Annotated in this window: 9 protein-coding genes; 2 read left to right on the top strand and 7 right to left on the bottom strand. The window is 59.4% G+C overall.

The annotated features are described in order from the left end of the window. Window positions 1-37: 37 nt before the first annotated feature. The gene (locus tag AC1DSG_RS05720; protein ID WP_477789995.1) at window positions 38-391 is read left to right on the top strand and encodes an antibiotic biosynthesis monooxygenase family protein; all 354 of its coding nucleotides are present in this window, start codon (window positions 38-40) and stop codon (window positions 389-391) included. A gap of 41 nt (window positions 392-432) precedes the next feature. Continuing rightward, window positions 433-663: a hypothetical protein gene (locus tag AC1DSG_RS05715; RefSeq protein ID WP_477789994.1), complete on the top strand. Its 231-nt coding sequence runs from the start codon at window positions 433-435 to the stop codon at window positions 661-663. Here the strand turns inward: AC1DSG_RS05715 and AC1DSG_RS05710 are convergent, their stop codons facing one another. The 7 genes from AC1DSG_RS05710 to AC1DSG_RS05680 form a co-directional block, all read right to left on the bottom strand. Further along, complete coding sequence (locus AC1DSG_RS05710; RefSeq protein ID WP_477789993.1) at window positions 664-1293, bottom strand: flavin reductase family protein; 630 nt, start codon at window positions 1291-1293, stop codon at window positions 664-666. Between the two features lie 247 nt (window positions 1294-1540). Beyond that, window positions 1541-2860, bottom strand: a complete 1320-nt coding sequence (locus tag AC1DSG_RS05705) for an MFS transporter (RefSeq protein ID WP_477789992.1) — start codon at window positions 2858-2860, stop codon at window positions 1541-1543. A 298-nt stretch (window positions 2861-3158) separates the two neighbouring features. Beyond that, window positions 3159-4493, bottom strand: a complete 1335-nt coding sequence (locus tag AC1DSG_RS05700; RefSeq protein WP_477789991.1) for a sigma-54-dependent transcriptional regulator — start codon at window positions 4491-4493, stop codon at window positions 3159-3161. Further along, window positions 4487-6253: a sensor histidine kinase gene (locus AC1DSG_RS05695; protein ID WP_477789990.1), complete on the bottom strand. Its 1767-nt coding sequence runs from the start codon at window positions 6251-6253 to the stop codon at window positions 4487-4489. Before AC1DSG_RS05695 ends, AC1DSG_RS05700 begins: the two co-directional genes overlap by 7 nt. Window positions 6254-6340: 87 nt before the next feature. Next, window positions 6341-9088, bottom strand: coding sequence for an RHS repeat domain-containing protein (locus tag AC1DSG_RS05690; protein ID WP_477789989.1), 2748 nt, complete (start codon window positions 9086-9088; stop codon window positions 6341-6343). Further along, a complete protein-coding gene (locus AC1DSG_RS05685; protein ID WP_477789988.1) occupies window positions 9085-13599 on the bottom strand; it encodes a SpvB/TcaC N-terminal domain-containing protein in 4515 nt (1504 codons plus the stop codon). Before AC1DSG_RS05685 ends, AC1DSG_RS05690 begins: the two co-directional genes overlap by 4 nt. A 240-nt stretch (window positions 13600-13839) precedes the next feature. Beyond that, window positions 13840-14947: FumA C-terminus/TtdB family hydratase beta subunit (locus tag AC1DSG_RS05680; RefSeq protein ID WP_477789987.1), on the bottom strand; the 1108-nt coding region annotated here is incomplete at its 5' end.

Raw genomic sequence — 14947 nt, 5'->3', positions numbered from 1 at the left:
CCCACGGCTGCCACTCGAGTACCTGGGAGGGTTGAACATGTCTACGCAGATCCCCGTCAGCCATATGGCTTTCGTCCGTGCCCGCGCCGGCCATTCGATGGAACTCGGTGCGCGCCTGAGTGCCTTGATCGAGCCGTCGCGCAATGCGCCGGGTTGCCTGAGCTTTGCCCTGCAACAATCGCAGTGCGATCCCGAGTTGTGGCTGGTGTCCGGTTTCTGGATGAACCAGCAGGCCATGACCGCGTACTTCAGCACCCCGGCGATGGAGGTGTTTACCGAGTTGGTGCAGGGCCTGGTGGTCAACAGCCTGGATTTTCATACCTTCAAGGACGTATCGGCCGCCCAGGCGTTAGGTCAGACCCAGTCGTGGGTACACAAAATGGCGGGTTGAGGGTTTAATGAGGCCATTCTCAAACAACCAGGATCCGCGACATGGCACGTAAAGCCTTTGAACAGTTCGAAGCCGTTTCCGCAGTAGTACCGGGTGAGGGTGGTTACCACGCCGCCATCGCCGTCAAAGCCCTGGGTGGCGCGGGCGCACCGCGTTTCCACAAAGTCCTGGAAGACCGCACCTTCAAGACGGCGCATGAGGCCGATGAAGCGRCAGCCAAAGAGCTGACCCGCCTCAAGGACGTCAAGGAAAACACCGATCTGCTCTGGTAATTACCGGGTCGACCCGGGGCGGTACATCTTGAACAACGCCTCCGGCCCCAGCTGAAAATAATCCGCTGGCCCACCGCCGCGCAGAATCGGTTCTGCCGCGGCGGTGTCGTAGACCCCATCCTTCAATAGCCACTTGGCGATATGCACGGCGACCACTTCGCCGAGAATCAGCCAGCTCGGCACCACATTGCCGTCCGCGCGCTGCAACTGAATAATCTGCGTGACCTTGCATTCGAAGGACACCGGGCTTTCGGCGACCCGTGGCACTTGAATGATTTTCGAGGCAACAGGTGTCAGCCCGGACAGTTCGAATTCGTTGACCTCAGGCCCGACCATTGCGCAACTCTGGTTCATCTGTTCGGCCAACGGGCGAGTGGCGAGGTTCCAGGCGAATTCGCCGGTTTGCTCGATGTTGTTCAGGCTGTCTTTGCGCCCGACGCTGGAAAAACCAATGATCGGCGGAATGTAATTGAACGCGTTGAAGAAGCTGTACGGCGCCAGGTTCAAGCGGCCGTTGGCATCCTGCGAGGAAATCCAGCCAATGGGGCGCGGGCCGACGATGGCGTTGAACGGGTCGTGGGGCAGGCCGTGGCCGTTGGCGGGTTCGTAGAAATGGATGTCGTCGGACATGAAGTGCAATCCAGGAGCGCTTGTGAGGCGACCATGGTGCAAGGACGAGCCGATAATTTCCAGCGTTGCGGTCCAAATGATCAGGGGGTATTAGTCGACGTCCATGTTGAATGTCAGACCGCAATCGCGAGCAGGCTCGCTCCCACAATTAATCTTTGGTGTTCACAAATTCTGTGTTCACAGGAGATCAACTGTGGGAGCGAGCCTGCTCGCGATGGGGCCAGTCAAGCCACCCTCAAACTAATGGTCAGTCCGTCTCGATCCGCGAATGCTTGCGGGTGTCTTTCATGGTGATGTACACCAGCAACGACACGGCAATACATGCCGTGACATACCAGTAGTACCCGGTTTCCATGCCAATGCTCTTGAACCACAACGCGATGTATTCCGCGGTGCCGCCGAAGATCGACACGGTCAACGCATATGGCAAGCCAACACCCAGTGCACGAATTTCAGTCGGGAACAGTTCGGCTTTCACCACGGCGTTGATCGAGGTGTAGCCGCTGACGATGATCAGTGCCGCCATGATCAGGAAGAACGCGCCCCACCAGGTCTGAACGGTGTGCAGGGTGGTCAGGATCGGTACGGTGAACAGCGTCCCCAGAATGCCGAAGGCAATCAGGATCGGCCGACGGCCGACTTTATCCGACAGCCCGCCGATGATCGGTTGCAGGCACATGAACAGGAACAGCGTGGCCGCCGAAATCGTGGTGGAGTCGGAGATGCTCATGCCGACCGTGTTCACCAGGTATTTCTGCATGTAGGTGGTGTAGGTGTAGAACGCCAGGGTACCGCCCATGGTCAGGCCGACCACGGTCATCAGTTCCTTGGGATGGCGCATCAAGGTGCGCATCGCGCTTTCCTTGGCTTTTTCTTTTTTGGTGAATGACTCGGTTTCTTCCATGCCGCGACGCAGGTACAGCGCGACTACAGCGCACAGTGCGCCGATGGCGAACGGGATGCGCCAGCCCCAGGCGTACAGTTCTTCAGTGGTCAGGGTCTGTTGCAGCACGATCAGCACCGCCAACGCGATGAGCTGACCGGAGATCAACGTCACGTACTGGAAGCTGGAGTAGAACCCGCGACGTGCCTTGGTGGCCATCTCGCTGAGGTAGGTCGCCGAGGTGCCGTACTCGCCACCAACCGACAGACCTTGCAGCAGGCGCGCGAACACCAGCAGGATCGGTGCGCCGATGCCGATGGTTTCATAACCCGGGCTCAGGGCGATCAGCAGCGAGCCGAAGCACATCAGGTACACCGAGGCCATCAGGGCCTTTTTGCGCCCGACCTTGTCGGCATACAGGCCCATCAGCCAGCCACCGATCGGGCGCATCAGGAAGCCGACGGCGAAGATTGCGGCGGTGTTCAGCAGTTGGGCGGTGGTGTCGCCTTTGGGGAAAAAGGCCTTGGCGAAGTACAGGGAGAAGGCGGCGTAGACATACCAGTCGTACCACTCGACCATGTTGCCGACCGAGCCGCTGAAGATCGATTTGATGCGGCTGGCGGTGGTTCTTTCTTTAGCCGGCACGGCAGCCGACCCAAGGGGCAGGGCGTTTGAGTTATCCATTGAAGGATCCTTCATTTAATTGTTTTTGTGGAGCGCGTTTAAACGCGGCCTGTGAGGGCTATAGCAGGAGGTGTGCCAAGAGGAAGAGGGGCGGTTTAGAGGGGTTTGGAAGGCTGGGTGAGCGGAAATCCGCTTATGCTGGATTGGGTGTGAGCGGAAAATTGCTTATGGGCCGTTTGATGTGTTGCCTTTACCGGCCCCTTCGCGAGCAAGCCCGCTCCCACAGTGGTCCGGTGTACACAATTCAAATGTGGGAGCGGGCTTGCTCGCGAAGRGGCCAGTCCGGACACTGCAAAAATCAGCTGTCAGTCAGGAACATCTCCCGACTCAACCCATGCCGCTGCATCTTTTCATTGAAGGTGCGGCGCGGCAGTTGCAGCTCTTCAAGCACCGCTTTCACATCGCCTTTGTGCCGGGTCAACGCCGCGCGCAAACAATGCGCTTCAAACGCTTCCTGCTGCGCCGCCAGCGACTGCCCCGGATCAATCCCCTCCAGTTGCGGCTCACCCAGTCCCAGCACTTGCCGCTCGGCAACGTTTGCCAGTTCGCGCACATTGCCTGGCCAGTCGTGGCTCAGCAAGTGACTCAACTGCGGGCCGGTCAGCGGTGGAAAAGTCCGGCCCAAACGCTCGGCGGCTTGCTGGGCAAACGATTCGAACAACAACGGAATGTCTTCGCGCCGATCACGCAACGGCGGGAGCCGTAACTCGGCGACGTTCAGTCGATAGGCCAAATCCTCACGAAAACGCCCGGCTCGCGCCTCATCGAGCAGATCCGGTTTGGTCGCGGCAATGATCCGCAAATCAACGCGAATGCTCTGATTCGAGCCCAGGCGTTCCAGCTTCTGCTCCTGCAACACCCGCAGCAATTTCACTTGCTGGGCCAGCGGCATGCTTTCGATTTCATCGAGAAACAACGTGCCGCCATCGGCGTATTCCAGCTTGCCGATGCGTTTGCCCTGAGCGCCGGTAAACGCGCCGCTCTCGTGGCCGAACAACTCGGCCTCGAACAACTGCTCGGGAATCGCCGCGCAGTTGAGCGCCACAAACGGTTTGTCGGCACGTGGCCCGAAGTCATGCAGGCAACGGGCGACCAGCTCTTTGCCGCTGCCGGTTTCACCCCGGATCAACACGTTGACCGGCAACGCCGCCAGGTCCAGCACCTGTCGGCGCAAGGTCTGCAAGCCACGGGACACACCGAGCAGGGTTGCATCGAGTTTGGCGCGGTTGTCGGCCTGTTCGTGCAACGCGCGGTTTTCCAGCACCAGCCGACGCTTGTCCAACGCCCTGCGCAAACTGCTCAGCAGGGTTTCCGGGCTGAAGGGTTTTTCGAGAAAGTCATACGCGCCATCGCGCATCGCTTCGACCGCCATCGGCACATCGCCGTGACCAGTCAGCAGAATCACCGGCAAATCGGCATCGCGCCGCTGCACTTCTGCCAGCAACTCCAGCCCGGTCATGCCCGGCATGCGCACGTCGCTGAGGATCACGCCGGGAAAGTGCGCGGGCAATTGTGCCAGGCACTCATCGGCGCGGCTGAACAACTGCACCTCGAAACCCGACAGGCTCAGCCATTGTTCGACGGCGCTGCGGATGCTGCTTTCGTCGTCGACCACCATCACTGAATTCAGCATGAAACAGGCGCCTCCAGATCGATGGGCAAGGTCAGGGTAAACACGGCGCCGTTTTCGCCATTGTCGGCACTCAGGCGGCCGCCCGATTCGTGAACGATGGCAAACGATACCGCCAGACCAAGGCCCAGGCCATCGCCCACCGGTTTGGTGGTGAAGAACGGATCGAATACATTCGGCAGATATTCTTCGGCGATGCCGCCGCCATTGTCGCTGACCGTCAGACGCCACAATTGCTCGTCGGCTTCGAGGCGGATTTCCAGGCGTTTGCAGGGCTTGTCGTGCATCGCGTCGAGGGCATTGCGCAGCAGATTGATCAACACCTGTTCCAGACGAATCGCATCGCCGCGCACCCACGCCGGGCGGGTCAGGTGCAGCACGGTGCTGACCTGTTCGTCACGCACACGCGCGTCGAGCAAGTGCAGCGACTGGTCCACCACCGCCGCCAGGTCCAGCCGTTCGCGCAGGCCGCTGGGGCTTTTGCGGGCGAAGGTTTTCAGGTGGCCTGTGAGGGCCGCCATGCGCGTCAGCATCTCATCCACCGGCCTGAGCGCCTTGTAGGCGTCGTCGACCCGACCGTGATCGAGCAGCAGGCGCAACGTCGCAAGCTGCATGCGTTGGGCGGTCAGTGGCTGGTTGATTTCATGGGCGAGGGCGGCCGACATTTGCCCGAGGGCCGCGAGTTTGGCCGATTGCACCAGACCGTCTTGAGCGGTACGCAAATCGCGGGTGCGCTCCTCTACCAGTCGTTCAAGCTCTTCGCGGCTGCGCTGACGCATTTTGGCCAGGCGCCAGCGTTGATTAAGGAACAGCAACAGAAACACCAGCGCCAGCCACAGTCCGGCAGCGGCAAGCGCGGCGTTGCGGCTGTCTGCGAAGGCGACTTGCGGGCGGCGCAGCAAATGCAGGGTCCAGCCGTCGCTGACCAGCGGCAGCGACTCCCACAGATAATCAGCCGTCCCGCCGGGGCCCGCGACGCGCCTCAGATCACTGTTGTCGTCGAAGTGCTGCAGAGATTGATAGTCCAGCGCTGTCAGCGGTTGTTTGTCGTATTGGCGGGTGGCTTTGAGCGCGGCGTGATCGCTGTCGCTCAACGGCTTCAACAGTCGATAGCGCCAGCCCGGCTGGTTGGCGATAAAGATGATTCCGCGTGCATCACTGACCAGCAGCGTGTCGCTGCCTTGGCGCCATTCGCGCTCCAGTTCCGGAAACTCAAGCTTGACCACCATCGCCCCGAGAAACTCACCGTTGTCGCCGGTGACTGCGCTGGACAGGAAATACCCCGGAATCCCGCTGGTCACGCCCACCGCATAAAAACGCCCGGTGCCTTGGGTGCGTGTCTCACTGAAGTACGGACGAAAGCCGTAGTTGTGGCCGACATAGCTGCTGGGCAACCGCCAGTTGCTGGCGGCCACGGCGAGGCCGGTGCGGTCGAGCAGTTCGAGGGTCGAGGATTGCGCCGCGCCGTTGATTTTTTCCAATTTGCGATTCAGCGCATCCTGCTGTTCAGGCGATACCGGGCCGTTGAGCGCGGCGCGCAACTCCGGGTCCAGCGCAAGCACGGCGGGCAGGGCGCGGTAACGATCGATCAGGGTGTGCAGGGAATTGGCGTACAGCGCCAGTTGCTGATTGGCGCGCGCGGCGTCTTCAACCAGGGCCTGGCGTTCGGCGTGACGCATGGCGAAACTGGCCGCGAGCACGGCGCCGGCGATGATCAGCAAGGTGTACAGCGTCAGGCGTAACGTGCGCGAACGAGCAAACATGGTTTCTGAAACAATCAGCAGTAGGGGCGCGCACCATAACATGGAGTTGCGCCGAAAATTCAGGGCCCGGCGCCACGGCGCAGGGCTTCAGGCGGCTCTTTTTTCGCTGAGGTACTGAGAGACTCTTCCGGCCAGGTTTCTGGCTTGCTTGATCCCGCTTCGTGCGACTTTGAAGTCCTGCTCAAGCCTCGACCTGTCGAGAGCACCCGAGTTCATCGGCATGTTGAGGGCGCCGATCAACCTGTCATCGCTGACGGCTGCGTCTGCCAGCGTTTCAAGGGCTTCGTTGACCTGCGCTTCTACGTCATTGAGATAGCTGTCCAGCGCGTCGAGATTGGACGTTATTCTGTCGAGATCGCCTTGGCCAAGGGAATCATTGAGCGCTTCGGTCAGTTGGGACGCCTGACGCGCTATCGCCAGGGATTGTTTGAGGTAAGGCACCTTGAGGTGTTTACCAATGATTCTGGCGGAAGTCTCGGTGGCTGTTTTTATCAGGCCTGCGGAATTCTCCGGGCTGAAGCTCTGCGCCACCGCTTTAACGCTGAAAGGCTCGGCGCGGGATTTGCTTTTCAGGTTTTTCACCGAGATCGCTGACGGGTCCGGGGTGATGGTGTAACCCAGCCCTGTTTCCTCGCCGATTTTGTCCATGGCTTTGGCAGCCGCTTCGGCGGCAAAAATCCCTCCGACAGCCGCTGCAATCGGCACCGCAACCGGTGCCGCCGGGCCCGTCAGGCTGCCGATGCCTGTACCTATCGTGGCTCCAGCCGCCCCCGCATGAAACGTGACGGCAAACGAAGCCACGCTATAGAGCAATTTCTTGCCCGCCGTTTTGTAGATGTCACGGGTTCGAGTGAGATTGTAGAGTTGATAATTGAGTTTCTTCATTTCGCTGTTGACGGTCGATAGTGTGTTTGACGCGTCGATGATCTGCTGTTTTGCCGCATCCTCCTTGCGTGTGCCGTGGCTGTCGATATAACGCAAGGGGTTATTGCCCACAAACCCATACCAATTAAGCCCGTCCACATCCCCGGCCGGATCAGCACTCACCCAACGCTGCAACCACGGCGCGTAGTAACGAGCGCCGTAGTAATAAAGCCCGCATTCATCCATTTCCTTGCCCGAATAACGGACGGTTTTGTAACTGACCTCCWGCGCTGAAACCGCCGTCAGCCAGGCGCTGCCGCCAAACGGGTAATAGCCTTCGTGGCTGATCARCCTGGCCTGTTGATCCAGTTCCATCAGGCTCGAACCCAGGTGATCGTCGAGGCTGTAGCGCAGTTGATCCTGATCGATTCCGTCGGGTTTTTTGCTGACCCAATGCAGGCAACGCACGCTGCCACGACCTCCCGCCAGGGTGATGACGTGCAGCACTTCGCCGTTGTCGCGGGTACGGACTTCCAGCCCCGGCAGGTAAAGCACCTGGTGAAAATGCGTCGTGGTGGACGTATGGGTTTCGTGGCGCTTGTAGACGCGTGTGCCCTGGYTGTAGCGAAAGGTTTCTTCATCGTTGGGCGCGCCGTCACGCTCAATCAGCGTCGCTGATGCCAGTTGATCGCGGCTGTTCCAGTGCAGCGGCCTTCCCGGAGACGACGCCAGCTGATTGCCATGGCGGTCGAACAAACCGTCGAAATCGGGGACGGGGTCGCCTGCTTTCCAGCGCACGCCCCGGTTGCTGGACGGGTCAATGAACATCTCGTGGGTGTAGCCGCCCACCGCGCGCTCATGGATCAACTTGATCAGGTTGCCGCCGCCGTCGTAGGTGTAGGTCTGTTTGTAGTTGAGGTGGTTTTTGGGATCAGTCGGCAACGGACGGCCCGGCAGGTCGGAAGTCGGCGCGGCGTCATGGCCGGTGGCGCTGGTCAGCTGATACAGCGAGTCATAGGTAAACGCTCGATGRCCATCRATGAGCTGGTTTTTGAAGTACACCGGTTGAAACGCGAGATCGTCGATGCGTAACAGGTTCCCGACCCGGTCATAACCGTACTGAAAGTGTTGGAGCAGGTCCTGTCCCGGAACACCGGCGGTCAGGCTATCGAGCCGACCATCGGCCGCATCGTAAGTCCAGGTGCTGACCACATTGTTGCCGGCCTGTTGCTCGATGATCTGGCTGGCGGCGTTATACCGGGCGTCGGTCAGAACGGGCTGCCAAGCTCCTGTGGACGTGAGCCGCAGGCGAACCTGTTGCAGCTGCCCGGCGATGTCGTACTGCATCTGTTGCTGATGATCACCGGCATCGGTCTGGGTCAGCAGCGCGCCGAGCGGGTTGTAGGTCCGCTGACTGGTAAAGGTGCCGGCGCCGGTGATTGTTCGGCTGTCGCGCAACGGTTGGCCGTGCAGGCTGAAGCTGTGGAATTCAAGAATGCCCGAGGGATCGACTTGCCTGATCAGCTGGCCGCGTACATTGCCGTCGGGGGTGCCCGAGGCGTCGGCATACGTAAAGGTTTCAACGTTCGGTTGACCGTTCTCGTCAATGGCGACTTCGCGTAACCGGTTGTCGTAAGCGATGCGCCAATGACTGCCGCGCTGGTCCCAACGTTGACGTATTTTACCGTCTACACCGGCCAGGCTTATCCGCCAGCCGGCATCGACGCTGTCGGCCTTGATCGATTGTTCGGACAGACCGTAGACCGACTTCAGGTTGGGCCGCTCGGTATTGGCCAGTCGCGGGTCCCGCTGCTCGACCAGCCGCCCGATAACGTCAAAGGTCTGCCGGGTGATGAAGGGCTCCAGCTGTGCCTTGTTCAGATTGCGCAGGTAAGCAATCTGTCGCACCGACCGGCCACGCGAGTCATTGCACGTTATTGAGGGGGTGTTCCAGTCAGCGGTGCCAGTCACAGGCAGTCTGCCTTGCGCCCTTTCGAAGGCGGCGCAACGTAGGTGTCATTGAAATCCAGACTGGTTTTGTACCAGGGGTGGACTATTTCTAGCGCGACATCGCCTTTGGCGTTGATGATCTTGATCAGGCGACCGAGCACGTCATAAAAGTGCTTGTCGTGGTGACCGAACTGCCTGAAGGCGTGGTCGTGGATGTAGCCGTAGGTATTGGCGAAATAGGGACGATAGGTGCGAACAGGGAGCCCCTTGTTGTTGTATTCCACGCGTTCGCTGATGCGCCAGCGCCGATCGGCGTGCGCAACCTTTGGTTGACCGTCTTCAATCACCAGTTCGCCGTTTTCCACGACATAGGCATCGCCGGGTTCAACCAATTGTTGGGTTTGCAGGGACCGTCCGAACCCATCGGCGATGCTCAGGATGATGCGGATTTGCTGCAGTGTCTGATCGTAGTAGTCGCGATCGGCGGTGAGGACGACGCTGTGCACCGGAATGCGTGGGACGCTTGGCAGCCGTTCCCACAATGCCTGCTCGGCAGGCGTCCGGGACTTGAGCCGGGCCAGTCGCCGCCGCGTGCCAGCCCGCAGGTGAAGGCTTGGCAACACCCAACCTTGCGCGCACGCGTCGGTCAGCCAATCGGGTGTCTGCCGGACGGAAGGGGGGAGTTGACCCATCCAGCTGAACAGGTCCTTGCGCCAGGTACTGGCAGCGTTTTGCAGCGCCTCTTTCGGGGCGTCGATGGCCGTGCCGGCGCTGGCATCGTCGGGACGCTGATAGTCGGCGATGGGCAAGAAACCGGCGAGCTTGTCGGCTTCGATTCCGTAATAGGTGACAGTGTGCGGGCCGGACGGATCGTAAAGGGCTTCTTCGGCGTTATCGTTGGCATCGATGATGCGCAGCGGTTGCAGTGAGTGGTAGTCGAATTCAACGCGTGTGGTACAGCCGTCCGGCAGCTCAACGCTGATGTTCATCAGCCAGTAGTTATCGTACTGGGTCGAGGTGATTCCGTGGCTTTGTGTTTCGTTGAACTGCACCACCTTATAAAAGTGTTGAAGGTCGCCATACTTGGCAAAACTGTATCGGGCGGACCAAAGATTTCTCTGCTTGTCCTCTTCTTCGTCGGCCTCTTTGTCCGTACCCAGAAACAGATCCATGGGCAGATAGCCAATCTTCGCCAGTTCTTCCCGGATATCGATCGCAGGGCTCACGTCGCCGTAAACGTCCAGCGCCGTCTTGTTCAGTTGAGCCATTTCCAGTGGCCCCGCCAATGCTTCGAACTCGGCAGTGCCGTCCGGGAGCAGCGTGCCGTCTGCTGTTTTGAAATAACGCTGCACCGATTGCGACGTCAGCTCCCGCTGAGCCACCCATTCGGGTGACTTGAACAGGTCACGAAACTGTTCATGGGCAATGTCCTTTGGGCTAAGGCCCTCAGGGGCTGGGCTCTTGGGCAATACCAGTGCGTTACCGCGTTGCCGATACGGCAGGCCAAGCCGCCAGCCTTGCAGATTGGACAGGTGAATAAACTCAGCGCGGGTTTCGCTCAGGTAGTAGCACTGTTGAGCCGGATCATGGGCGTCAATCCACCATTTGCGTTCGTCGACATCATCAAACGGCGGCTCATCGTCCACGGTTCTGCGCCGGGCATAGCTGACTGTGATGCTGTGACTCGTCAGCCCGAAGGCGTCCCGGTTCAGATTAATGACGTGGCGGCACAGCGGGTCTTCGACGAAGCGCTCGTAGTGGTAACTGATGTTTTCCAATAGCGACGGCAGCAGCACCGCGTTGGGGTGGTGGTCACCGCGTTCACGCACTTGGCGCACGATGTATCGGGACTGTTCCACGAGGTACGGATTGGCCGGGACCGGATCATCCGCCGCGTACGTTTCCATTCTCAGCACAGAGCCTGAAAGGGCGCGGGCGATTTCGTGGGCGGTGGCTTCATCGGCCGGCCTGATGAACTCTTCGCACTCATCGCTCGGGTGAAATCGACAAAAGAGCGTGTCACCCAGCGGGTGTGCCTCGTCATCGCGATTGAAGTAACCATCGCGAGGCCTGTCGATGTGCTTGCCGGTATGAAACCAGGTACAGATCAATGCCGGGGCGGTGAAGCTTTCGTCTTTGTCCGACGTGGTTTCGCTGTCGGTTTGGTGCAGTCGCCCGAAGCCACGGAACTCTCGATCCTGACTGTCGTACCAGGCCTCGAAATAGCTGAAAAACTGATTCAGGCAATTGCCGGTGATTTCGTCGCGTTGGGTTTGCTGACTGACGACTTGCATAGCAAAAGGCAAGTAACAAACAGGAAGGCGCTTGAGCTTGAGAGTTCGCTGTTTTTCATCCAGCCAGTACTGCGCGGAACTTCGATACACCACCTCGGTGCTGCAACCCATGTTGTTATTGCTGGCGATCATCAAATACGGTTTGGCGCTAACAAAATCATAACGCCAGTGCCGGGGTTTCATGTGCGGTACAGTCAAGATCAGGCTGGCGCAGCCAAGTCCCTGCAGGTCGGCGAGTGTGACCTGGCACAGGTTGTCGTAACGCACACCTTCGGGCCAGGCAACCTGAATGGGAACCTGCTCAAAACCATTGCCACCCCGGTTGAGGTAAATCTCGAATCCATCCGAATTCAGATAAATCAGCGCTGGGGCGCCGGAGCCGTTCAAATCTGCGATCCGTACACGTGCCGCATCGAATGTTTCGTATTCGAAGGGCAGGGCACTCATGACGAAACCCTGGCCGAAGCGACCATGCCCAAGGTTTGGCCAGCATTTGATTTCGTTGTGGCGAATGCGGCACAACTCGGTCATGTCACTGCCCAGCAGATTGCCCAAAAACACCAGTTCACCGCGTGAACTGCTGATTAATGGCAAGCGGTCATCTATCGGCTCATGAGGGACATCCTCGCCCCTGGCAAAGCCGTCCTCACGTCTATTGGCGTAAAGGCGCACCGCGTTGGGGCCGATCAGCGCCAGGGAGCTGAGTCCGTTGCCCGTCAAATCACCCAACTGCGAAAGGACGTTGAAAAATTCAGGCGGGAACGCCGTGAATGGAATGAAGCTTGACCAGGTTTTATCCGGATTCAGCGTGTAGAAGCCGCTCATGCCGGGCTGAGCAACGAGCCAGTCCAGGCGACCGTCACCTGTCAGGTCCATGAGCGCTTGATGCGCTTGCGTGTTGCGATTTGCGACCGGAATCTCGTTGAGCGCTGTCCACGGGCCATAGCTGATGTGATCGCCACCAGTCAGGTCACGCAGCGGCTCCCGGTAGTACCAACATTGCTCATAACGACACAGGAAGCCCGGCAGGCCTTCTGCGAACAGATCAACGCATTGATAGCGTTTACCGTCTGCGATGCCCGGCATGTTCTCGAACGGGAAGAACGGTGACGGCTGTGTATTCAGTTCGAAATCCGCATAGTCGAACTCCACCGGGGGCATGTTTTCCACGGTGCCGCTGGCGTCGTACGCCTGATAATGCGCCGCAGTGATTTGACTGTACGACCAGGTCTCTGGGGTGACCGAGTACTCCAGCAGCAAGCGACGGACCAACACCGGCTCATCACCCAGCACCGGAAAATTGTGAAACATCAGCACTTGCTGGCAGAGACGGCGAGTGCCGACTTCAAAGCCTTGACCATAGGACGAAAAGGGGTCGTTGCGGATCAGCCACGGGTCAAGCGAGGGCCCGTCATAGACAGGTTTTTCAGTCAGGTCCCGGGTGCGTTCGCCATAGTCGATCACCAGGTGAAAGTGCCATGAATGTGTCGGCGTTGGTGATAGGTCCCAGCCGTACAAGTGTTCGTACGCGGCGAAGTTGCCATAGAGCACCCGATGCAAATACCGCTGGGCCTGGTAGTCATGCGGGTCAGGATCCTGGGTCGGGTCCTCCTGTTTGTACTCGTAACAGATGTGCTCGCCGCGAGCGTTCATGCTTTCTTGCAGTAACCAGGCGACAACCCGGTTCGGGTCCTGTGGATCAGCCTTGCGCGCGGTTTCTTTCCTGCCGAAAAGGTGCAGGCTGCCATCGGCCCCATGCACCAGCCAGAAACCTTCGGGGTTGGCTTCGCAGTGCCAGAATTCGACCACATCAAAAGAGCTTTCCACCCGCGGCCAATATTGCACCACGCTGTGAGCCCCGATGGGCAATCCACTGTATTCGGATTCTTCTCTGGACCTGATCTTGCCTTCGCCATCGCGCTCAGCCATGAGCTGCTCGCCCGCGGGGCTGAGGAATACATCGTCGTCGGTGTAGCGAGGTACGCCTTTGCTGGTCTGGCGGGTGATGGCGATGAGGTTCAATTGCCAACCCACCCCGAACGGTCCGTTACCGGATTGGCTGCTATAGCTCAGAGACAGTTGAGGGTCCCATCCGCGTCCAGAGGAAAGCGGCAGCGGTAGTTCGAATGAAGCGCCTCCCGTCGTGCCGACCTTGCCCCAGCTTTTACCGATGGTGGCGATGGAGGCACTTTTGGCGATAGAGGGTTCAGTGATGCTCAGGGACGCTTGGTCTTGCATAGGGCTGATCCTGTTTTTGGCCTGGCGCTCGCCCGTGATTACGGTGTCGCTGGATGGATCAGACGCTAACAAGATGAGCGCTATTCGTAACCTGTCAGATCTGACAGGTAAGACGGGGCGTTCTAGATCGAATAGTTGTAAACGCTTCGGTTTTAATGCCGTTGGCAATATTTTTTGAGCAAAAAAAACGGCCGGGTCGTCTATTCAGACAACCCGGCCGCTGTTAGCCCGCTAAAGCGCTTACTGCACTTCTACTGCCAGGCTGTCACTGATCTTCTTCTGCCAGATGGCAGGACCGGTGATGTGGACCGACTCGCCCTTGCTGTCGACTGCCACAGTCACAGGCATGTCTTTGACGTCGAACTCGTAGATCGCTTCCATGCCCAGTTCGGCGAAAGCCACCACGCGGGACTTCTTGATGGCTTGTGCCACCAGGTAAGCCGCGCCGCCGACTGCCATCAGGTAAACGGCTTTGTGGTCCTTGATCGCTTCGATCGCGGTCGGGCCGCGCTCGGATTTCCCGATCATGCCCAGCAGGCCGGTTTGCTCGAGGATCTGACGGGTGAACTTGTCCATCCGCGTCGCGGTGGTCGGACCGGCAGGGCCCACCACTTCTTCGCGCACCGGATCAACCGGGCCGACGTAGTAGATGAAGCGACCTTTGAGGTCCACTGGCAAGGTTTCACCCTTGTTCAGCATCTCGACCATGCGCTTGTGCGCCGCGTCGCGACCGGTAAGCATCTTGCCGTTGAGCAGGACGGTTTCGCCCGGCTTCCAGCTCTGCACTTCTTCCGGGGTCAGGGTGTCGAGGTTGACGCGACGAGCCGACGGACCGGCTTCCCAGACGATTTCCGGGTAGGCGTCCAGCGGTGGCGCTTCCAGCGAGGCCGGGCCGGAACCGTCGAGCACGAAGTGGGCGTGACGGGTGGCGGCGCAGTTCGGGATCATGCACACCGGCAACGAAGCGGCGTGGGTCGGGTAATCCATGATCTTCACGTCGAGTACGGTGGTCAGACCGCCGAGGCCCTGGGCACCGATGCCCAGCTGGTTGACCTTCTCGAACAGCTCCAGGCGCATTTCTTCAATGCGGTTCTGTGGGCCGCGAGCCTTGAGCTCGTGAATGTCGATGGATTCCATCAACACTTCCTTGGCCATGACCGCGGCTTTCTCGGCGGTGCCGCCGATGCCGATGCCGAGCATACCCGGTGGGCACCAGCCGGCGCCCATGGTCGGAACGGTCTTCAGTACCCAGTCGACGATCGAGTCGGACGGGTTGAGCATGGCCATTTTCGACTTGTTCTCGGAACCGCCGCCCTTGGCTGCCACGTCCACTTCCCACGTCCACTTC

It is taken from the genome of Pseudomonas sp. P5_A12 (assembly GCF_056400685.1).
This window is presented reverse-complemented; position numbering and strand designations above follow the sequence as displayed.